Annotated in this window: 22 protein-coding genes; 11 read left to right on the forward strand and 11 right to left on the reverse strand. The window is 70.6% G+C overall.

The window, feature by feature from the left end; translation table 11 throughout:
* Positions 1-42: 42 nt before the first annotated feature.
* Positions 43-600: a GtrA domain-containing protein gene (locus tag J8N05_RS42465; protein ID WP_210892775.1), complete on the forward strand. Its 558-nt coding sequence runs from the start codon at positions 43-45 to the stop codon at positions 598-600.
* A gap of 117 nt (positions 601-717) precedes the next feature.
* Positions 718-1,086, forward strand: coding sequence for a GNAT family N-acetyltransferase (locus J8N05_RS42470; protein WP_247707011.1), 369 nt, complete (start codon positions 718-720; stop codon positions 1,084-1,086).
* Positions 1,087-1,108: 22 nt separating this feature from the next.
* On the opposite strand, the gene J8N05_RS42475 is transcribed toward J8N05_RS42470, so the two are convergent.
* The 6 genes from J8N05_RS42475 to J8N05_RS42500 form a co-directional block, all read right to left on the reverse strand.
* Positions 1,109-1,984, reverse strand: a complete 876-nt coding sequence (locus J8N05_RS42475) for a hypothetical protein (RefSeq protein ID WP_210892780.1) — start codon at positions 1,982-1,984, stop codon at positions 1,109-1,111.
* Positions 1,985-2,053: 69 nt separating this feature from the next.
* Positions 2,054-2,485: a hypothetical protein gene (locus J8N05_RS42480; RefSeq protein WP_210892782.1), complete on the reverse strand. Its 432-nt coding sequence runs from the start codon at positions 2,483-2,485 to the stop codon at positions 2,054-2,056.
* 141 nt (positions 2,486-2,626) lie between these two features.
* Positions 2,627-3,700, reverse strand: a complete 1,074-nt coding sequence (locus J8N05_RS42485) for an ArsR/SmtB family transcription factor (protein ID WP_210892784.1) — start codon at positions 3,698-3,700, stop codon at positions 2,627-2,629.
* A 341-nt stretch (positions 3,701-4,041) separates the two neighbouring features.
* The gene (locus tag J8N05_RS42490; protein WP_210892786.1) at positions 4,042-4,194 is read right to left on the reverse strand and encodes a hypothetical protein; all 153 of its coding nucleotides are present in this window, start codon (positions 4,192-4,194) and stop codon (positions 4,042-4,044) included.
* Between the two features lie 157 nt (positions 4,195-4,351).
* Positions 4,352-5,068, reverse strand: coding sequence for a hypothetical protein (locus J8N05_RS42495; protein ID WP_210892788.1), 717 nt, complete (start codon positions 5,066-5,068; stop codon positions 4,352-4,354).
* Positions 5,069-5,581, reverse strand: a complete 513-nt coding sequence (locus tag J8N05_RS42500) for a sigma-70 family RNA polymerase sigma factor (protein WP_247706913.1) — start codon at positions 5,579-5,581, stop codon at positions 5,069-5,071.
* Between the two features lie 740 nt (positions 5,582-6,321).
* On the opposite strand from J8N05_RS42500, the gene J8N05_RS42505 reads away from it, so the two are divergent.
* The gene (locus J8N05_RS42505) at positions 6,322-7,596 is read left to right on the forward strand and encodes a prolyl oligopeptidase family serine peptidase (protein WP_210892790.1); all 1,275 of its coding nucleotides are present in this window, start codon (positions 6,322-6,324) and stop codon (positions 7,594-7,596) included.
* A 55-nt stretch (positions 7,597-7,651) separates the two neighbouring features.
* Here the strand turns inward: J8N05_RS42505 and J8N05_RS42510 are convergent, their stop codons facing one another.
* Both J8N05_RS42510 and J8N05_RS42515 read right to left on the reverse strand, forming a co-directional pair.
* Positions 7,652-8,434 (reverse strand): inositol monophosphatase family protein, encoded by a 783-nt coding sequence (locus J8N05_RS42510; protein ID WP_210892792.1) that lies wholly within the window; start codon positions 8,432-8,434, stop codon positions 7,652-7,654.
* A 127-nt stretch (positions 8,435-8,561) separates the two neighbouring features.
* On the reverse strand, positions 8,562-9,170 hold the full coding sequence (locus J8N05_RS42515) for an NAD(P)-dependent oxidoreductase (protein ID WP_210892794.1): 609 nt from the start codon (positions 9,168-9,170) through the stop codon (positions 8,562-8,564).
* Positions 9,171-9,368: 198 nt separating this feature from the next.
* On the opposite strand from J8N05_RS42515, the gene J8N05_RS42520 reads away from it, so the two are divergent.
* On the forward strand, positions 9,369-10,367 hold the full coding sequence (locus tag J8N05_RS42520; RefSeq protein ID WP_210892795.1) for an RNA polymerase subunit sigma-70: 999 nt from the start codon (positions 9,369-9,371) through the stop codon (positions 10,365-10,367).
* An 86-nt stretch (positions 10,368-10,453) separates the two neighbouring features.
* On the opposite strand, the gene J8N05_RS42525 is transcribed toward J8N05_RS42520, so the two are convergent.
* Entirely contained in the window at positions 10,454-11,515 is a 1,062-nt protein-coding gene (locus J8N05_RS42525; protein ID WP_210892796.1) for a GNAT family N-acetyltransferase, read from the reverse strand.
* Between the two features lie 418 nt (positions 11,516-11,933).
* Between J8N05_RS42525 and J8N05_RS42530 the strand changes: the two genes are divergently transcribed.
* Complete coding sequence (locus J8N05_RS42530; protein ID WP_210892797.1) at positions 11,934-13,106, forward strand: serine hydrolase domain-containing protein; 1,173 nt, start codon at positions 11,934-11,936, stop codon at positions 13,104-13,106.
* Positions 13,107-13,189: 83 nt separating this feature from the next.
* On the opposite strand, the gene J8N05_RS42535 is transcribed toward J8N05_RS42530, so the two are convergent.
* Positions 13,190-14,827 (reverse strand): aldehyde dehydrogenase family protein, encoded by a 1,638-nt coding sequence (locus J8N05_RS42535; protein ID WP_210892798.1) that lies wholly within the window; start codon positions 14,825-14,827, stop codon positions 13,190-13,192.
* 131 nt (positions 14,828-14,958) lie between these two features.
* Between J8N05_RS42535 and J8N05_RS42540 the strand changes: the two genes are divergently transcribed.
* Positions 14,959-15,642: a TetR/AcrR family transcriptional regulator gene (locus J8N05_RS42540; protein WP_210892799.1), complete on the forward strand. Its 684-nt coding sequence runs from the start codon at positions 14,959-14,961 to the stop codon at positions 15,640-15,642.
* 68 nt (positions 15,643-15,710) lie between these two features.
* Complete coding sequence (locus J8N05_RS42545; protein ID WP_210892800.1) at positions 15,711-16,871, forward strand: hypothetical protein; 1,161 nt, start codon at positions 15,711-15,713, stop codon at positions 16,869-16,871.
* A 23-nt stretch (positions 16,872-16,894) separates the two neighbouring features.
* Here J8N05_RS42545 and J8N05_RS42550 read toward each other — a convergent pair whose 3' ends face one another.
* The gene (locus tag J8N05_RS42550; protein ID WP_247706914.1) at positions 16,895-17,623 is read right to left on the reverse strand and encodes a DUF6308 family protein; all 729 of its coding nucleotides are present in this window, start codon (positions 17,621-17,623) and stop codon (positions 16,895-16,897) included.
* Between the two features lie 135 nt (positions 17,624-17,758).
* Here J8N05_RS42550 and J8N05_RS42555 point away from each other — a divergent pair, with 135 nt between their 5' ends.
* From J8N05_RS42555 to J8N05_RS42570, 4 genes are all read left to right on the forward strand, one after another.
* Positions 17,759-18,289, forward strand: coding sequence for a PadR family transcriptional regulator (locus tag J8N05_RS42555; RefSeq protein WP_210892802.1), 531 nt, complete (start codon positions 17,759-17,761; stop codon positions 18,287-18,289).
* 20 nt (positions 18,290-18,309) lie between these two features.
* Positions 18,310-19,299: an NADPH:quinone reductase gene (locus tag J8N05_RS42560; RefSeq protein ID WP_210892805.1), complete on the forward strand. Its 990-nt coding sequence runs from the start codon at positions 18,310-18,312 to the stop codon at positions 19,297-19,299.
* A gap of 74 nt (positions 19,300-19,373) precedes the next feature.
* Complete coding sequence (locus J8N05_RS42565; protein WP_210892807.1) at positions 19,374-19,889, forward strand: GNAT family N-acetyltransferase; 516 nt, start codon at positions 19,374-19,376, stop codon at positions 19,887-19,889.
* A gap of 133 nt (positions 19,890-20,022) precedes the next feature.
* Positions 20,023-20,670 (forward strand): HD domain-containing protein, encoded by a 648-nt coding sequence (locus J8N05_RS42570; protein ID WP_210892809.1) that lies wholly within the window; start codon positions 20,023-20,025, stop codon positions 20,668-20,670.
* The last annotated feature ends 68 nt before the right edge of the window (positions 20,671-20,738 follow it).

Consider the following 20,738-nt stretch of genomic DNA (forward strand, 5'->3'; position numbering starts at 1 on the left):
TTACGTGCGTTAGCTGTACGAGGCGAGCAGATCGGAAGCGGCATGAGCAGCATCACGAGCACCGAGGCAACGGGCGTGGCCGCTCCCGGGGCGTTCGTCTCCTTCGTGCGGTTCGTGGTGTGCGGTGGGGGTGTCGGGGTGCTGTCCAGCGGTGCGGTGGCACTGCTGGCCGGGGCGATGCCGTGGGTGGTGGCGAACGCGGTGATCACTGTCGTGTCGACCGCTCTGTGCACCGAGTTGCACGCGCTGTTCACCTTCGGGACCGGGAAGCGGGCCGGGTGGCGGCGGCACTGGCAGTCGGCGGGGTCGGCGACGGCCGCCTACGCGGTAACCTCCCTCGCCGTACTGGCCCTGCACCTGGTGCAGTCGTCGCCCGGGGTGCTCACCGAGCAGATCGTCTACCTCGCGGCTTCCGGGCTCGCGGGGGTGGGGCGGTTCCTGGTGCTGCGGGTGTTCGTCTTCGCAGGTGACCGCGACCGGACGAGGCCGAGCAAGGCCTCCCGGCGCCGTCCTGCACAGGCCACGGCCCCGCTGACCATCGCGCGCGTGTCACTCACGCAGGTGCCCGGTTCTCGGCTGGTACTCGCAGCCGGGGCCTGATCGGCTGACTGCACATCAGGTCGGCACCCTGAACGGGCTGAGCGGGTGCTCGGGCCCGCGGTGCTCGCCTATGTGTCCCCGGTGGGGTTTCGGCCGGTGGAAGCTGGTGCGTTGGCGGTGGAGCAACTGCCCGCCGCTCATCCGGACTTGCGTACCTTGGAGCAAGCGGCCGGTGATGGCGACGCCGGTGAGGCTTCTCTGGACGCGATCACGTCGCGCGCGTTCGTGGTCCGTGAGCATGGCCGCGTGGTTGCTGCCGCGGGATACCGGGCCTGGCCGAGGCATACGGCGCATGTCAGCGTCCTGACCGCGCCGGAAGCACGCGGGCGAGGGCTGGCACGGGTGACGGGCTCGGCGGCTGTCGGCCAGGCCCTCGTCGGCGGGCTGCTGCCGCAGTGGCGTGCGCGCACGCCCGCCTCCCGGCGCGTTGCCGGTGCATTGGGTTTCGCGGAGTTGGGCGTTCAAATCAGCGTCGAGGTCGCTTGAGAGCCGGGGAGCACGGTTCCGGTCAAGGCGTCGGGAACATCAGCCGTGCTCCGTACGTCCGTTCCGCGTCGCGCACGGTCGGGACCAGTGCGGCGCGCAGTTTCCGGACTTCCTGCGCGTGCCTGTCCAGGAATTGACGGCGCAATGTCCGCCGGAGTGGTTCGCGGACGGCTTCGACCGGGCGCATGCAGGTGGCGTACGCGCTGCCGAGGGCGCGGTCCTGACGGGCGTAGTCCGCCGTGCTCGCGTTCATCATGGTCCTGTCGACGAGGGCGAAGAACGCCTCCTCGTCGCGGACCCGGTAGCCCTTGTCGGTGAGGCAGCCGGACAGGGTGCGCAGAGCCCGTACGGCGGCGGGGTCGCGCCGGGAGGCCGAGAGTTCGCCGAACCACAGCCGCTGCAACGGCAGATAGGCCTCCCGCACCTTCTCGCCCGCGGCCTCGCCGCGCGCACGGCAGCGACGGATCTCCGCGTCGCTGCCCGTCCGCACCGGAGTGGCACTCGCCGCGGGCACCGGCACCTCGGTGCCGTGTCCGAAGCCGTGCCGGCCGAGGTAGGCGAGGTCGGGCAGTTCGGCGTACGAGATGAAGGCGAGCGGAGGCTCCGGCGGCAGCCCGGTTCCGGCCTCGCGGGCACAGTCGGCGGCGACGGAGCGTGTCACCTGCTGTCCCAGGACGTCCAGGCCCTGAGTCCAGCGGGACTCAGCCCCGGTCGCGGGGAGCACCATGAGCGCCGGGTCGTCGGGCAGGGTATGCGTCACCCGGGCGGGTGCCACGGTGGCGGTCGGCCCCGGTACGGGTCCGGTCGCGGCGGTCGGCTCCGTCGTGGCCGAACACGCGCCGAGCAGCAGCGCGGCCGTCGCCGCGAGGGCCACGCTCGCAGGAGTCGTACGGGGCACGTCCGTTCCGTCCTTCCGCCGGGGCGGGGCGCCGCCGGGCGGGCGGCACCCCGTGGGTCTGGGCCGAGGTCAGTGGGTGATCGTGACGCTGTCGCCGCCTTCGAGGAGGCTGGACACGCTGAACGGCGTGTTGTCGTTGACGTCGGTGCACAGCCAGTACGTGGAGTCGTTGATGCTGTGGTTGCCGTCATAGGCCTGGACGTAGCGCTTGGCGCAGGTGAACCAGGTTCCGTCGGAACGACGCAGGCGGCCCGCGTAGTAGTCGTACAGCCGCGAGCTGCTGTTCAGGGAGTACGTCAGGTTGAGGTCGCCGCAGGTGCTGGTGGCGGACTTGTTGCGGACGGTGCCCTGGCTCTCGTACTCCCCGGTGGTGATGGCCGAGGCGGTACAGGCAGCCGGGGCGGCGGACGCCACGGGGGCGAGCGCCACGCCGGTGCCGGCGCAGACGAACGCCAGCGCCCCCGCCAGCAGGCCGCGGTTGATGGTTCTCCTCTTCGACATGTTTCGTGTCCCCTCTGGGGTCGGGGCACGGGCCATGGCCGAACCGGCCCGTGCGGTGCCGCGGGAAACACTCGCAGCGCCCGCCCCGGCGCCACCACGACCTTCGAATCGGCTCGAAAGTCCCAGGCCGGACGGCGGAGTTCAGCGCTCCGGCGGGGCGTACGCGTCCGGTGGGGCCGCTGAGGTGTCCGGGGCCTCGGCGAGAGGTCGGGCGCCCGACCGGCTCTGACTCGAATGTGCCGTGTCCGGCGGCCGCAGCATGGCCGCGCCGAGTGGGGTGAGGGTGTGCAGGACGGTGTTCCGCACCCGTCGGCTGCGTACCAGGCCTGCGTCCCGCAGCACGGTCGTGTGATGGGTGGCCGTGGCGGGTGATACGCCGAGGTGGAGAGCGAGTTCGGAGGTGGTCGCGCCGCGGGCCAGGGTGTGCAGGGCGGCGGCCCGGGTGCGGCCGAGCAGCGCGGACAGGGAGGCCTCCGAACGCTCGGGCGGCGCGGCCGGCCGGCTGTCGTGCAGCGGGTAGACCAGTACCGGCCGGAGGGTGTCGTCGGCCAGCGAGACGGGTGACTGCCAGCAGAAGTAGGAGGGTACGAGCCGCAGTCCGCGTCCGCCGAGGTACAGGTCGCGGTCCTGCACGTAGTCGACGTGCAGGACCGGCGGACGCCAGCGCATGGCGGGCGAGAGGCCGCTGAGCAGGCCGCCGACACCGCCGTCGAGGAGGGCGCGGGAGAGCAGGACGCGTTCGCCGGCGAGCGAGGCGCCGATGAACTCCTGGTGCGGGGCGACGACGGTGTCGTGGTAGTCGCGCAGTACCCGCACGAGTTCCCCGCGGAAGTGGCGTTCGGTGAGCCGGTGCGCCCAGGCGGGGGCCCGGCCGTACCGGGCGAGCAGGGCGACCTCGTCGGCGACGCGGCCGGGCGGGGTGTCGAGGATCGCGGCGAGTCCCGGTTCGAGCCCGTCGGCGGACTCCTGCGGGGAGAGGAAGTCCGGCCAGTAACGGGCCCTGGGCAGCACCGGGACGAGCAGCCGCCGGACGGCCGCGCCGAGCCGGGTGCCGGCGAGGGCTTCCCTGGTCGCGCGGTGCCAGTGGGCGTAGGCCCAACGGCCCTGGGTGGTTTGGAGGCGGTGCAGGCTGGAGGTGATCTCCCAGAGCGGGTCGGGTGTGTTCGCCACCCGGATGAGGCTCAGGTCGTCGGGCGTGAAATGGATGCGCAGCATGGCAGGGCCCCCGGTTCGACTAGTCGTCCCGCCCGGCAGGCAGCAGCCTGTGCCTTCTCCCGCACCGGGGACAACGTCCGGATCCGGCCGTTCCCCGCTGTCACCGACGACCCACGGGTCTCGGCCACGATCCGCGCGCCGCGGGGGTGGGACTGGGCTGGGTGGGGTGGCTAGGGCTGCGTGTTCGGCTGCGGGTCGGTGGGGGTCGATCGCGCAGTTCCCCGCGCCCCTTAAGAGCGGGCTGGTGGAGGCCTGTCTCATAGAGCAGGCCCCCTCAGGGGCGCGGGGAACTGCGCGGCCCGCCCCCACCGGCCGGCAGCCGGACGCGCACAAGCGAGCGATCACAGGTACGGCTGCAGCCAGTACAGGAGCAGGCCGGCCGCCCCGGTGCCCAGGCCGTACGCCAGGCCGCGCAGGAGAGCGAAGGTGGCGGCGTCGCGCAGACGGCGGCGTTTGCGGCGTGATCCCTTGCTGGAAAGGGCAGTTGGAGACATACGCTTCATGGTGTCGCACGTCCTTCTGGGGCGTGAGGAGAAGCCTGCCGGCGGTCGGTGGCCCAGGAACCCGGGACCGCCGGCGGGCTTCTCGTCCGTTCGATTCGTCCGTACGGGGCGTCCGTACGGGTCGCCCGTACGAGTCGTCCGTACGAGGTCAGAGGGAGCCGGTGCAGTCCTGCAGGCGCCGGGCGAGGCCCGCGTCGGGCCGGCACACGAGGCGGTCGGCGTCGTCCTGCGTCGCCAGGCGGCGCACTTCGGCGTCGAGGGCCGGGGTGACGGGCGCCGGGGGCCGGTGGCGCCGGGTGTAGGCCGCGAACCTGCCGACCGTGGTGACGAACGTCGTCTTCACGGCGACATCGTCGTCCAGGTCGACGACGAGGAGCAGCATCTCGCGCCAGTGCTCGGCCTCCGCGGTCTCACCCCGGGACCTGTGCAGCAGTTGCAGGCACAGGGCGCTGGCGCCGAAACCGGCCCCGGCGGTGAAGCGCCACCAGAACTGCGCGCTCTCGGGGTGCCCGGCCAGGTACAGCATGCAGGCGAAGACGTGCGCGCCGTCCAGGTCGACCTCCTCGGTGTCCCGGTCACGCGTCAGCAGCCGGTAGGCGTCGCTCTCGCCGAGCGTCGCGGCGTACCGCTCGACGTGTGTGGTGGCGCCGGGCTGGTCGAGGCTCCAGCTGACGAACTCCTTGAGATGGCGCAGGGCACGGGAGACGGACGGGCCGGTGTCGGCTACAGGGCTGTAGCCGGCCTCGCGGGCCAGGCGGAGCAGTCCGGCGCCCACGTCGAACGCGGGCTGTCGGGCGCGCAGGCGCCGGCCGGCCGCGGCCAGCACCTGTTCGGTGTGCGCGACGGATCCCTTCTGAACGCTCATTCAGTTGCTCCTTCGGATACGGCCGGGCATGGCCTGCTCAAGTCGCTGCTTGGCCTTGCGGCCGTGGTAGTCGACGGTGCTGGCCGACACGCCCAGGTACCAGGCGATGTCGGCGGTGGCACAGCCGCACAGGTACCGAAGGACCGTGACGTCGAACTGCCGCGACGGCAGGGTGCACAGGGCACGCGCCACGTCGTTGTCCTCGGTCAGTTCGGCTAAGTTGCCCCGGTAGTTCGTCAGCTTCTCGGAGATGACGGTGCGCCGCAGGATCGCCCACGTCTGCTGGTGGACGTTGCCGTCGGCCAGGAGGTCCGGCCAGTGCGCGAGGATCTCGAAGTAGGCACGGTGGACGGCGTCTTCGGCGTCCTGCTGATCGTTGAGAATGGCTAGTGCGAACCGGTGGTAGTGCTCGCGGTTCTTCAGATAGAGCGCCTCGAAATCCAGCGGGAAGGGCAGCACACCGGTGGCCGTCACCGGGCTTCCACCGACCCCCGCACGGGCATCGTCAGTCATGGATCCTCTTCGTTGAGGCAAGATGCGAACGGCTCCGCGCTACGAGATGCGCATCTGCGGCGCCTTCTGACGTCGCCTATGAAACTCGCCCGAACGGGCGAACACGCATGCGTGGCAGGGCGAACATGACAGAGCGGTACTTGAACAATGCACAAATCCGCCGCCTACCCGTTGGTAACGCAGAGTGGCCAGCGACTTCCCCGCGAGCGCCACGAGGTGGTCTACGCCTCTCCTGGCTCAACTGTGTTGCAGTTCACTCGCGGAACCAGCGAATCCACTCAGGCAGATCCACTCGAACGAGTGAATAAATGCAGTGTTCGCACATGAAACAGCCTGCATTCGACGCGTCACCATGCCTGACAACGCTGTCGGTTCGCGAACGGCCTGAGCCGCCGGAAGTCCGCGGCGCGCGCACCCTCCGCTCCGCCCCTTCCACTCGGCCTCCGCCGCCCTCGATGTGACAGTCCGTGCTACGCGCGTCAGTCAGTCCCCCACGCGCACCGCGAGGACGCCCGCAGGGAGCCGGACTCGCAACGCGCTCGCCGTCCGGAGAAAAGCCGAAGCAGCACCTGTCCGCTGCGCGGTGGCGCCGGTAACGTGCCGACGGTGCTCGCTTCTGTGCTGCTCATGACACCGACCGTCCTGATCCGGTACGGGCGGGCCGCCGTCAACTCCTCAGCGGCCCCCACGCCGAACTCGGCGAGCAGGCCGCGATGAAGCCCCCCACTCAAGGAGTCCGCATGGCAACACCGCTCAGCCGTCGCACCCTTCTGGCCGCCGGCACGGGCGCCGCCGCCGGGCTGTCCCTGCCCGGCGTCTCCGCGTACGCCGACGACCGTGCGATCAGCAGCCTGAGATTCACCCTGAACGCCAAGGTGCTGGACGGCGGTGAACAGGTCACCTCGGTCACCCTGGAGGCCGCCCGGCTCGGGCCGATCGATCCCGCCAGCCTGACCACCGGCACCTTCACCGTGCACGCCAAGGCCACGAGTCCGATCCCCGTCGCCGACGGCGACGTCATCTTCGGCGAGTACGACCTCGACCGCACGGTGACCGCGGTACGGCTCGACCGCCGGGGCGACATCGTGCTCGACCTGAGCCATGCCGAGGGCCGGACCGGGGGCGGCACTCTCGGATACATCGCCGGCCGGGGCCGCAACGTCATGCTCGACCTCACCTACACCGTCACCCAGCAGGCCCCGTTCGTCCTGCGCGATCACCGACCGATCACCATCAAGAGCTTCGTGCAGAACCGTCGGCTGTCGGACCCCGAGGTCGACGCGTTCAGCTCGCACATCTCCGGCTCGGGAATGAAGTACCGGCTGTACTCCCCCACCGGCGCCCACGCCTCCCGACGGGGCAGGCGCCCGCTGATCGTCTGGTTGCACGGCGGAGGCGAGGGGGCCTCGCTACCCGACTACTACGACAACGAGACCACGCTCCGAGCCAACCGCGGCGCACTGGGCTTCGCCACCCCCGAAGCGCAGCGCATCTTCGACGGGGCCTATGTCCTGGCCCCGCAGAGCACCTCCGCCTGGATGCAGGACGGTCCCCGCTTCGCGCCCCTCATCCGCGAGATCATCGGTGACGTCACGCGCGGCAACCGCATCGACCACGACCGGATCTACGTCGTCGGCTGCAGCAACGGCGGCTACATGAGTATGAAGATGACCACCGTCTATCCCACTCTGTTCGCCGCGTCCGTGCCGATCTGCGGCGTCGTCGGATCCTTCCCGCCCGGCGGCCCGCCGCTGATCCCCGACAGTGAACTGACGAAGATCAGCACCCCCAGCTGGCTCGTCGCCTCCCGCGACGACCTCACCGTGGATCCGCAGGCCAACACCGTCCACGCGCACGACCTCATCCCCGACTCGCTCGTGACGCTCTACGACCATGTCGTCTGGGACGGCTACCAGTTCTCCGGCCACTGGTCGTGGATCTACGTCGCCCGCAACGACCCCAGCCTCGACGGAACTCACATCTGGCAGTGGATGGCCGCCCAGCAACGGCGCTGACAGGGGTGCCGCGTTCAGTGGTGCGCGGCGAGTGGTTCCCGGTCGCGGTCGGCCCTCAGGCGGAGGTCAGGACTTCCAGCGCGGCGGCATGCACACCCGGCGCGGCGGCGAGGTAGCTCCCGGCGGCCAGTTCCCACGGCTTGCCCTCGAAGTCGGTCACGACGCCTCCGGCCTCCTGGACCAGCAGCACACCTGCCGCGTGGGACCGGACGTTGTCGAACTGCCAGTGCAGATCCATCCGGCCCGCGGCGACCTGGGCGAGCTGATGGGTGACCGGTACGGAAACCCGTACGTACAGGGCGGAGTTCGTCATCGCGGCGAAGGCGGAGCCCATCCGCTGCGCCAGTTCGGGGTCGTGACCCGGCTGCGCCTGGCCGGTCCCTGCGAGTGCGCCGTCCAGTGACGTCTTGGCCGAGACCCGCAGCCGTACGCCGTTGAGGAACGCCCCGCCGTCCTCGGTCGCGGTGAACATCTCGTCGAGGACCGGGAAGTAGACCACCGCCAGCACCGGGCGGCCGTCACGGACGAGGCTCACGCCGATGTTCCAGTCGGGCATGCCGTGCACGGCGTTGACGTTGCCACCGACCGGGTCGATGAGCCACCACTCCCCCGTGGCCAGCGGCCCCGAGCCGTGCTCGTCGTTGAGCCAGCCCCCGCTGGGCAGCGCCTCGGTCAGCGCCGGCCGCAACACGTCGACGACAGCCGCGTCATTGGCCTGGAGGTTCGCGAGCAGTTCGGGGAGAGCGGGCGGACGGGACTCGGTGGAGTAGCGCGTCATCATCCGGGCGCCGGCGGCGCGGACGGCGGCGACGGTGGCGGCAAGCAGTTCCTGACTCATGGACGCTCCTGAAATCGATCGAAAGGGATCTATGTCTTATGTCTTGCTGCGATCTGCGGCCAGGCAAGGGGAGTTGAATCCGCTGACCGTGCTGGACGCTCTGCTCGAAGAGATCGCAGCCGGCTGACTACTCCGCCAACGGCAGGGCCACGGCACCCGGATGAACAGGCACCTCTGCTTCGTCGAGCATCGCCGCGGCCACGGTCTCCCGGCTCACCTTCGCACCGAGGTCGAGGGGAAGACCGGCCTCCAGGCCGACGGTGCGACGGCCGGGGCTTTCCGGTCCGTCGGCGAGCATCCCCGCGTGGAAGACGGTGCCCCCGGCCGCGAGAACGGTGTTGTCGGCTTCGACCTTGTCCGCGAGGCGGTCGCCCAGCACCTTGGCGAGCATTCCCGCCCCCTCTCCCGCCACTGCGGCCGACTCGCCCGTGCCGTAGGCACCGAGCCAGATCACGCGCCGCGGGCCGGCGGCGACGACAGCCCGGGCGCCGGCCAGGAGGGTCCCGGCCCGATCCGTACCGAGGGCGGAAAGGACCACGGAATCCCCGTCCACGACGGCGGCGATGCTGGCCGCGTCGTGCACGTCGGCCGCCACTTTGCGCAGGTTCGGGGAGTCGGGCAGGGCGATCTTCTCGGGGTCACGCGCGATGGCGGTCACGGTGTGACCGCGCCGCAGCGCCTGTCGGGTGAGGGCGATTCCGGTCTGGCCGGAGGCCGCGAGGACGGTGAGGTTCATGTCGAGAACGTTAGGGAGGTCCCCACTTAACATCAAGTGCACATAACTGAACCGACGATTAACCCAGACGCAATCGAGTGCCGAACACGAGAGGGCGGAGCAGCGCTCGGTCACACCGCCGGCGGACCCTGGTGATGAGTTTTCACGCCTGGAGCCGTCACACCTACGACGGGTACGACGCGGCGGAAGGATGACGTGATGGGTGCGGACATGCGGCTGGAGGAACTGGACGTGAGCGGGTTGGGCGAGGTCGACGAGCCGGCGTTCTCGGGGCTGGCGGAGCGGCACCGGCGGGAGCTGCACGTGCACTGCTACCGGATGCTGGGGTCGTTCGAGGACGCCGAGGACACCGTGCAGGAGACGTTCCTCCGTGCCTGGCGGCGGCGGGAGACCTTCGAGGGGCGGTCGACGTTCCGGGCCTGGCTGTACCGGATCGCCACCAACGCCTGCCTGGACCAGCTCGCCAAGTACCGCCCGGAGCCCGCGACCGGCGGCGAGGTGCCGTGGCTCCAGCCCTACCCGGACCGGCTGTTGGACGAACTGCCCGCGGCCGGTGCGGGTGAGCCGGAGGCCGTCGCCGTCGCGCGGGAGACGATCGAGCTGGCGTACCTGGTCGCGGTCCAGCACCTCGCGCCGCGCCCGCGGGCCGTGCTGATCCTGCGGGACGTGCTCGGCTGGCCGGCGAAGGATGTCGCGGAGCACCTCGGGGACTCCGTCAACTCCGTGAACAGCGCGCTGCAGCGGGCCCGCGCGGGCTTGCGGGAGCATCTGCCCGCCGAGCGGCAGGACTGGACCGGCGGCGAACAGGACGCCGGTACGCGCGAGTTGGTACGCCGCTACACCGACGCCAGCGTGGCCACGGACGTCAAGGGCCTCGCCGCGCTGCTGCGCGACGACGTCCGCTGCTCGATGCCCCCCACGCCGGGCCTGTACATCGGCCGTGACGCGGTGGTGAACGACTGGGTGGAGAGCGGCTTCGAAGGCATGAAGGGCCTGCGCGCCGTCCCCACCTCCGTGAACCGACAGCCCGCCGTCGCCTTCTACCTCTGGCAGAAACAGGAGGGCGCGTACCTGCCACTGACGATCGACGTCCTCCGCGTCACCGGCGGAACGATCACGGAGATCACCACGTTCCACGAGGACCGATTCCCAGGCCTGGGGCTGCCGCAACGCCTGCCGGCGGACGGCACGGAGTAGCCGCGACGCGGACGCTTGCGGCAACCGCGCCGCCCCTGAGCCGCAACGTGACCTCGGGGCAGAGCCCGCTCAGTGCGTCCGAGGGCTCAGAAGGGGAGGCCTCGCAGGTCCGTGCTCAGGGTGGGGGCAGGCAGTCCGGTCAGGTCGAAGGTCATGGTGGGCAGTGGCAACGTCCGTGCGCCGCCTGGCTGTTGGGCTGTGACGGGCACGGACAGTCGGCGCCATCCCAGGTCCGTGTAGAACGGGACAAGGGCAGGGCGGCAGAGGAGGATCATCGTTTCCGCGTCGGCCGCCCGTGCGTGTTCGACCGCCACGCTGATCAGCGTACGGGCGATGCCCCGGCCTCTATGGACGGGGTGCACCAGCACACCGCCCAGCCCGGCGGCGCGGCGTGGCGATCCGTCGAAAGTCATGTCCCGCAGCAGCCATCCCGCGGTGGCGACCGGTCGGCCTTCGGAGACAGCCGTGAGGGTGTGCTCCTTGTCGGCCCACTCCAGGCCGAGTCCGTTCACCCCGAAGGGGTCGGGCAAGCCGTCGTGGAGTGCGGCCCGGTCGGTCGGAGAGCCTGGGACCGGCGCATGGATCAGCTGAAGGTTCGTACAACTGCCTTGCGTCACCTGCCTCCTGGACGTGGCCGGGGCGAACCGGTAGCGCAGGCATTGCAGGCCGCTGGACTCGACAGTGCCGTCCGGCTGGGCGCCCAGGCGGCGTAATACCGCGGTCGAGGCGGTGTTGCCTGGCAGGACGAACGCGAAGACGGCAGGGAGCGCGAGGCGGCGAAACGCCAGGTCCAGGCACGCGGCGCCCGCCTCGGCGGCGATCCCGCGGCCTTGGGCCCGCGGATGCACGGCGAAACCTATGTCGACCCCGTGCCGGGCCCGATTGCGCAGTCCCACCCGGCCGAGGAACGCGCCCGTCGCGGCATCCCTGACCGCGAAGTCGCCGTAACCGTGTCTGCTCCAGTGGGCTACGTGGTCGTCGCACATGGCCCTGGCCGCGTCCCTGCTGTCCGCCCGGCCGGTCGCCAGCCATCGCATGACACTGTCCTGGCTGACCACGGCCTCGAAGAGATCGTCGCTGTCCGCGCGGCGGATCGGTTCCAACACGAGCCTCTGGGTGCGCAGAACGGGTCCAGTCGTACGGGCCACTCAGCAACTCCTCTGTGCTGGGACCGGCCGCCGGGGGGCCGCGCCCGGCGCGACGACGGAGGCGGTCCTGAGGTCGATGGGCACGACATCGCGGAGGTCGCGCTCTGTGTCGCTCAGTATCGCCTGCCGTGACTCCAGGAGATCAACCGATCCCCGCGGGACTGGGTCTGCGTCTGGATCGCCGAGCAGACCTTCTACGCTGGGCGTGTCACTCGTTGAGGTGCAGTACGGCCGCGTCATGTGGATCTCTGGCCATCGGTTTGTTTCTGTACATCGTGTTATGGGATGAATCGGAAGGGCCTCCGGTGACGAGCACGCTGGTGCTGGAAGACCGGTGGGTCCGGAAGCTCGGTCAGTGGTTCTGACGGCGGCTCGTGGTTCTGACATCCCACCGTGCTCACGCTTCAGGAGTCCTTCCGTGCGAGTTCCCAGCCTTCCGCAGGTCCGTCTCCCACTTGCCACCCTGCTGGCCGCTGCCTGCCTGGCGGCTCCGGTACAGGATGCGGCCCGCGCCGCGGACGGTCCCGCGGGTCATGACCGCGCGCTGCGGCAGCAGTTGCAGGATCTGACCACCGCGCCCGACGGACCGCCCGGAGCGATCGCCGTCCTCAAGCGCGGATCCCGCACCGAGGTCTACCGGGCCGGCGTCGCCGAGACCGGCAGCGACCGTCCGATCAAGGTGACCGACCACATGCGCATCGCCAGCACGGCCAAGGCGTACAGCGGTGCCGCCGCCCTCCGCCTCGTCGACAGCGGGGACCTGCGGCTGAACGACACCATCGGCAAGGTGCTCCCCCGGCTGCCGCACGCATGGCATCGGGTCACGCTGAGACAGTTGCTCAACCACACCAGCGGACTGCCGGACTTCAGCGCGGCCCCCGAGTTCCTGGCCCTGGTGACCGAGAACCCGCGCCGCCAGTTCAACTCCCGCCGCCTGCTGGACTTCGTGGCCGACGAGCCGTTGGCGTTCCGTCCGGGCTCCCGGTACGCCTACTCCAACTCCGACAACATCGCCGTGGCGCTCATGGCGGAGGCGGTGACGGACCGGCGCTACGAGGACCTGCTCGACGAGCTCGTGTACCGCCCGCTGGAACTGCGCGGCACCAGCCTGCCGCAGGGCTACCGGATGCCCGAGCCGTACATGCACGGCTACGACGTCACCGCGCAGAATCCGCCCGAGGACGTCAGCGAGGTGCTGGGCACGTCGGGCGTGTGGGCGTCGGGCGGGATCATCTCGACGCCGAAGGACATGACGGCCTTCATCCGCGCCTACGCCGGTGGAAAGCTGATCTCCGACCGGACCCGCCGCCAGCAGCTGACCTGGGTGGACGGCGCGTCCGAACCTGCCGGTCCCGGCAAGAACAAGGCCGGTCTCGCCCTCTTCCGGTACACCACCCGCTGCGGCGTGGTGTACGGCCACACGGGCAACTTCCCCGGCTACACACAGCTGATCGCGGCCACCCCGGACGGCGAGCGGTCACTGACCGTCTCCCTCACCACCCAGGTCAACAAGTCGACCAAGCCGGAACTTCTGGAGCGGCTGCGGACCGTCGAGGAGAACTTCGTCTGCGCGCTGCTGCGCAAGCCGTAGGCATCTCAGGCACCGCCTTCTCAAGGACCGCCTCCTCATGCACCACCTCCTCAAGGGCCTCCCTCGATCAGGCGCCTCCTCGATCAAGTCGTCGCGCGCCGTCCTCGGCGTGACGCGTCAGGCCGACCGGCTCGGCGGAAGAGCCCGCGCGTCGCGGCGAGGGCGAGGGCGGACAGACGGGGCCACGTGGGGCGCACGGCGTAGCGGGCGAACCGCGTCGACAGGTCCAGCCAGTCCCGTTTGTTCGTCATGAGGAGGTGGCCCGGCGAGGTGAAGCCGCTGACCACGATCGACTTCTCGGCGTTCTCATACCCCAGGAGGTTGCCGAAGTTGCCGCGACCGGAGACGAATTCGCGGCCCTCCTCGTTGCCGCCCCAGATGAGGTAGGGGTTCGTCCAGATCATCGGCGGCATCGTGTTGACCCCGATGGCGCCGTAGCGGAGATCCGTGACCGCGCGGTCGACGGTGGCCGCGTGGGCCTTCTTGGTGTCCTCGTCGATGAGGATCGTCGCGGCGAGGGTTCCGAGGAGGTTCTCGTTGGCGAACTCCGCCGCTGCGGGAAGGAATGTCCCGGCATCGGGTGCGACATCGAGCGCGACCTCGCTCATGACCTGGCAGAACGCCTCGTGGTCGAGCGCGAAGCCCTGGGTGCCGACGTCCTCGATCACCATGACCTGTGAGGCGGGACGGTCGTCCACGGGCTGGATGAGCCGCCCGCCCGGGTAGGCGTCGCGGAAGGCCTCGAAGGTCTTGTCGACCCCGGGGTAGCCGGTGCTGGAGCCGGGCGTGAGGTCGCGCAGGGCGACGGTGATCGCGTCCAGGAACTGCCGCCGCTGCGGCCAGTGCCGGCTCGTCACCAGGGTCTGCGTACGGCCGCAGATCGAGCCGCCGCTGATCGTGACGATGGTGGCGATCTGGAGCGCCTGGTGGCGGATCTCCCGCTCGGTCCACGGGCGGTCGCCGGGGACGACGACGCACGGGTTGTTGCCACCGCACTCGGAGACCAGCTCGGTGTCCGTGGCCTCCATGATGGCTTTGGCGGAGGCGGTCCCGCCGGTGAAGTAGATCTTCGAGAGGCGGGGGTCCCGGGTCAGTGCGGGTCCTTCCGCGGCGGGGCAGAAGGAGGCCGCGTGGACGTCGACGAGCGGTTGCAGGACCTTCTCCCACACCCGGTCGGCGTCCTCGTTGAGGTGGTGGGGCTTGTGGACGACCACACAACTGTCGACGAAGAGGGCCCTGATCATCTCGAAGGACGACGCGACGTTCCCCGCCCCCAGTACGGCGACGATGCCACCGGGCTTCGCGTACGGGTCCACCCTGCGAGGCTCTCCGACGACGCGCAGTAAGTCGGTCCGGTCGCTGTTGAGCAGGCGGTCCTTCCCGCGCGGGGAGACCCGGACGTCGAAGCGGCCGTCCCCGGCCGGGGTGACCGCGAGCGGCTGGAGCGGGCGGTCGCGGACCAGTCCCTCGTACAGGTCGATGGCGGCCGAGACGTTCGCGGCCATCGGCACCAGGACCCGCTGGATGCTCGTGCCCACCTGGTGGGCGTCGGCCGGGTCCGCCGGGTCGATGCCCTTCGCGCGGCAGTCCGCCGACGTCAGCTCGTCGAAATGCCGGTCGATGTTCGCCCGGACCAGGCGGAGCAGCCTCAGCCGCTCCGCCGGCGGCGTGGCCCGCCACCGTTCGGGGTCGACCCGGTCGACAGCCGCAGTGACCTCCATGACATGCCCCTTCCCTCGGCCGGCGGCAGCGTGTCCACCCGGCCATCGATAAATAGTGGACCGGCGGTACATTGAAATTAATGTACCGCCGGTCCACAGTCAATGGACCGGCGGTCGACTATTCTCGGGGGATGGCTACCTTCCAGCGTGCGCGGAGCGACGAACAGCGTGCGGTGCGTCGGCGGAGCATCCTGGAGACCGCGGCAGGCATGCTGGACGAGATGCCGGTGGCAGCGGTGAGCCTCAACGAACTCAGCCGCCGCGTAGGGCTGGCGAAGTCCGCCATGACGCGCTACTTCGAGTCCCGTGAGGCGGTCCTGCTCGACCTGCTCTCCGAGGCGGCCGCCCGCTACCGGGCCGACGTCGCCGGGACACTCCCCGGGTGGGCCGACCCGTCCGCCCCGGCTCCGGTGCGCGCGCGCCAGGTCGCGGCACGACTGGCCACCACGTTCGCCGCGCACCCGATGCTGTGCGAACTGCTGAGTGCGCAGCACGCGATCCTCGAACACAACGTCTCCGTCGAGGTCGCGGCCCGGTACAAGAGGTCCTCGCGCGACGCGATCCACTGGCTGGCCGAGCGGCTGCGCGACCTGCTCCCCGAGCTCGACGCCGAGCGGGCGCTGCGCGCGGCGCACATGGTCATCATCCTCGTCGGCGCCCTGTGGACCCGCAGCCGCCCCGCTCCCGCGCAGCTCGCCGCCTTCCGGGCCGACTCAAGTCTGGCGTTCATGCACCCGGCCTTCGCCGAGGCGTTCGAGGCGGCGATCGCCACCTTCTTCAGGGGCCTCGTCGCGGAGACGGCCGACGCGGCCTGACGCAGCACCGCGTGTCCGCCGGGAGGGGCCATACTGGTAAGGGCATTGATCTTCCACAGAACGGTTCCATGGCTAAGAACAGCAGCACAACGACGACCGTCCCCGGCACCGTGTGGCTGGCACGCGGACGTCATCTCGGGACCGATCCCGAGCAGGACGTCCGGCGCAACCTGATCGCCCTCAAGGCAGCCGGGGTCCTCGACGACTTCGCGGACCTCGATCCCGTCGAGGCGTCCCGCTCCACCGTCCTGTACCCGCGCGAGGAGTCCGCCGCGCCCGGTCCGTCGGCCCGCCGGCTCTTCGAGGCCCGCTGGCGCGTGGCGGACGGCGTCATGGTGCGCGCGCAGCTGACCACGTACGAGCATCGGGGCCGCCGCGCGGACGACGAGGCGGTCACCTGGATCCTGGCCGCCGAGGCGGAGCTGCCGTGGGACTTCCGGTGGCCCTCGCCCGCCACCATGTTCTGGCCCGACAGCGACCGGGTCGCCTGGGACCACGACGCGGTGCCCGGGGTGCGTCTGCGGACGGCGAACCGCCTGCCGGCGGACGACAGCGAGCTGCGCCGCCACCTGCGGGACTGCACGCGCGACACCTGGTACATCCATGTCGTGGTGCACGAGGCCATGACGCCCGACGCGAGCGGGCAGCGGCCGGTCTCCGCGTTCCTGCCGCCGAGCCTGCGCCACCGGGTCGTCGAGCACCGGGCCACTCCGGCGCAGGCGGAGACCGCCGACTTCGCGATGAAACGGGAACTGGGCGTACGGATGCAGCGCGGCGGCGCCGTCATCCTGCCCGTCCACCCGCGGGGCCGGGACCACGACGCGGAGCACTTCAGCGTGCACACGGTCTTCCTGGACGGCTCCGAACCCACGGAACTCCTCGCCCTCATCGAGGAGTTCGCCAACCTGCCGCGTCCGCTGCCCGACGGCGCCGAGCAGGCCCTGACCCAACTGCGCAAGGGCTGGCATCTGCTGACGCCGGACGAGGAACTGACCCACGCGCAGAGCATGGCCGTCAAGTACGCCGAAGCCCTCGACGCCATGACGAAGTCCTGTGACCTCTACCGGGAGGCGGCCGACGCGGCTCAGGCCGCCCTGGCCGAATTCACGAGCGGTGGCGGTACACCCCGGTCGCCCGCACCGGAGACACCCAAGGCGATCAGCTCACCGCTCAACGCCCTGAGGAAGGGATTCGACCGCCTGCGAGACCCGAACAGACAGGACGTGTGACGGCCGGCAGGTGCACCAGGTGATCACCGGGGGACACAGCTCGCCTTCTGGTGATCATTGCGATGCCGCATCCAGACCACCACGTCGCAGACCCGTAGGGCACTGACGGACCGGGGGAGCCCGGCAGCGTCCCGCAAGGCCAACAGGTCACGGTGCAGGAGACGGTCGTCGGCACGCAGGGCGGCGTGCAGGGCGAGCCAGTACGAGTCCGGTCGGCCGACGGCGCAGCGCACGACGCGGTCGTAAACGGGCAACAGGCGGGGCCGCTTCCGGGCGAGGAGCTTCCCCGCGGTGACCCACCCGATGCCGGGCTGGGCGTGCAGGAGGCCCCAGGCCCGGTCGGCCGGCGAGTCGGTGCCGAGATCGCCCTCACCGCATTCGGCCATGTCCACGTCTGCGGGAATTGCGCGGAGATGCTCGGAGAGTTCCCTGCCGGTACTGCCTTCCAGGAGGTTCAGTGCGGCGTCTGCCGGGACGGTGACCGACAGGGTCTGCACCGCGATCAGGTCCGCCGCGGTCATCGCGTCGGCTGTCTCCGGCAGGTCTCCCCCACCGGCCAGATGCTCGAAACGACTGCCCGTGAACGCCGCGGCGCCCGGCGACAGGCCGATGCCGTAGTAGCGCCGTAGATCCGTCGAGGCCTGCGAATCCTCGATGAAAGCGTGCAGACGTCCCGCCAGCGACGGCGGAAGACCAGTCGCCCCTGCTGTCTCAGCCGTGGCCGTCTCGTCTGTCGCGTCTGTCGTCTTCATCGACGGTCTCCAGTACTGCTCAGGGGCGGGTCGAGCGGGCCATACTGCCCGATGACCACGCGCGGCGCCCACGGAATCGGCGGCATCGTTTCGATGTCCACATCGAAACGATGTACCGTGTGCGAGGATGGAGCCATGCTGGAACTCGCGATCCTGGGCTTCCTCGCCGAAGGCTCCCTGGCCGGTCATGAGGTGCGCCGCCGTGTCACACAGCTGACCGGCTACACCCGTCCGGTCAGTGATGGCAGTCTCTACCCGGCCATCAACCGCCTCGCCAAGGCGGGCCTGCTGGAACGGCGGCCCGACCCGCGCGCGGGTGCGGCCCGCTATCTGCTGAGCCTGACCGAGGCCGGTCGCGTCGACCTGCTCCAGCGGCTGCGCAAGCCCGCCGACCATGAGATCACCGACTTCAGCCGGTTCCACACGGTGCTGTCCTTCCTCTCGCAGTTGCCCGACGTCACCGAACAGCACGCGGTGCTGCGTCGGCGCCTTGCCTTCCTGGAGGAGCCCGCGAGCTTCTTCTACGACGGTGATCGCCCGTTGCGCGCCGAGGAGGTTGCCGACCCCTACCGGCGCGGCCTCCTCCTCACGGCCCGCGCGACCAGCCGCGCCGAACGCGCCTGGCTGCGCGAGGTGCTCGGCGAAGAGCCGCTCGCACACTCCTGAAAGACTCCGGAGGCACATCCATGCTTGCGTCCTGGTACGACGAACAAGGCCCGGCCGCCGCCGTGTTGCGCGTCGGCGAACTGCCCGACCCCCACCCGGGCCCCGGCGAGGTCCGCGTCCGCGTGACCGTCTCCGGCGTCAACCCCGGTGACACCAAGAAGCGCCGCGGCTGGCTCGGTTCCTCGATGCCCTACCCGAGGGTCGTCCCGCACAGCGACGCCGCCGGCGTCATCGACGAGGTCGGCGAAGGAGTCGACACCCGCCGGGTCGGACAGCGGGTATGGGTCCACGACGCCCAGTCCTACCGGCCCTTCGGCACCGCCGCCCAGTACACCGTCGTACCCGGCTCCCAGGCCGTCGTGCTCCCCGACCATCTCGGCGACGAACTCGGCGCGAGCCTCGGCATCCCCGGCATCCCCGGCATCACCGCCCACCGCGCGGTGTTCGCGGACGGCCCGGTCGACGGCCGCACCGTACTCGTGCACGGTGTGCTCGGCGGCGTCGGCTCCCTGGCCGCCCAACTCGCCCGCTGGGGCGGTGCCACGGTCATCGGCACCGTCCGCCGCAGCGGCGATCTGGATCGCGTCGACCTGGCGGCCCTCCCCCACACCGTTGCCCTGGACTCGGCCGACCCGGCGGCCGAGATCCGCTCGTACGCGCCCGACGGCGTGCACCGGGTCGTCGAGGTCTCCCTGTCTGCCAACGCGGATCTCGACAACGCGGTCACCGCACTCGACGCCGTCATCGCCGCCTACGGCACCCACTCCGACCGCACCGAACTCCCTTTCTGGCCGCTGCTGTTCAACAACATCACCCTCCGCCTGCTCGGCAGCGACGACTTCCCCGCCGCAGCCAGACGCCAGGCCGCCCGTGACCTCACCGCGGCGGCCGCGGCCGGCGCCCTCACCGTCGACATCGGTGACCGCCACCCGCTGGAGGACATCGCCAAGGCCCACGACCGGGTCGACACGGGCGGGCGCGGCCGGGTACTGGTCACCGTCAGTCCTTGATGCCTCACCGTGCACCTCAGTTGCCGCGGGGAAAAGCAGGTGGCTTCGGGGAACCGCCTGGATACAGTCGGGCCGTGCCTGAACTGAAGCAACTGCATGCCGACCACGCCGCCGCGGTTCTGGCCTTCGAGCTGGCGAACCGTGCCTACTTCGCGGCCGCGGTCTCCGACCGTGGCGACGCCTTCTTCGACGAGTTCGCCGACCGGTACGGCGACGCGCTGGCCGAGCAGGAGGCCGGCGTCTGCGCCTTCTATGTGCTCGTCGCCGAGGACGGCTCGGTGCTCGGCAGGTTCAACCTGTACGACGTGGAGGACGGCACCGCGAGACTCGGCTACCGCGTCGCGCGGCACGTGGCCGGTCGTGGCGTGGCGACCGCGACCGTTCGGGAGCTGTGCCGGCTGGCGGCGGCACGGCACGGGCTACGCACTCTGCGGGCGGCCACCTCGCATGAGAACGCCGCGTCCCGGGCGGTGCTGACCCATGCCGGATTCGTTCCCGTCGGCCCGGCCGACCCGGCCCACCTCGGCGGTCGGCCGGGCACCTGGTATCAGCACGATCTCCCGCTCCGGCGGAGCCCCGGCGACGGGTAGAGGATGTGCTGCGTCTCCATGTCGTCATCTGTGGGACAGAGGACGATATCGCCATGGCGGACGGCATGCCGCCGGGCGAAGCTGTGGGTGGCGGTCCGACCGGGTGCGCCGACAGGAAGTGGAGAACAGCAGCATGTCGATCGATCTTGTTACGGCCGCGGGTGTGACGGTGCCCGCCACACAGCTGGTGCGCGAGGCGACGGAACTCGTCCGGGACACCACCGATGAGCTGATCTATCACCACTCGCGCCGGGTGTACTTCTTCGGGAGCCTCCAGGGCCGCGAGCGCGATCTCGGCTTCGACCCGGAACTGCTCTATATCGGGGCGATGTTCCACGACGTCGGCCTGAACCGGGAGTTCCATGACAGCGGCCGTAGGTTCGAGGTGGACGGCGCGGACGAGGCCAGGCGGTTCCTGCGAGCCCGCGGTGTCCCCGAGGACAGCGTCCGCCGCGTCTGGACGTCGATCGCCCTGCACACCACCCCCGGCATCCCCCAGTTCATGGAACCGGAGGTGGCGCTGGTCACCGCGGGGGTCGAGTACGACGTCCTGGGCATCGGGTACGACAGCCTCTCCGCCGAGGACCGCGAGGCCGTCGTGGCACTCCACCCGCGCCCCGACTTCAAGCGCCGCATCCTGGACGCCTTCACCGACGGCATCCGCTCCAAGCCCGAGACGGCCTTCGGCAATGTGAAGGCTGACGTGCTGGAGCACTTCGTTCCCGGTTTCGAGCGGGGAGACTTCGTCCGGACGATCCAGGACTCCGCGTGGAAGGAGTAGCACCGGACACACCCCGCGCCAGACGCACGCCCGGCGCCGGCCACGCACCCCGCGCTCGGCGCACGGTC

Origin of the sequence: Streptomyces liliiviolaceus, from assembly GCF_018070025.1 — a bacterium.
Lineage (GTDB): Bacteria > Actinomycetota > Actinomycetes > Streptomycetales > Streptomycetaceae > Streptomyces > Streptomyces liliiviolaceus.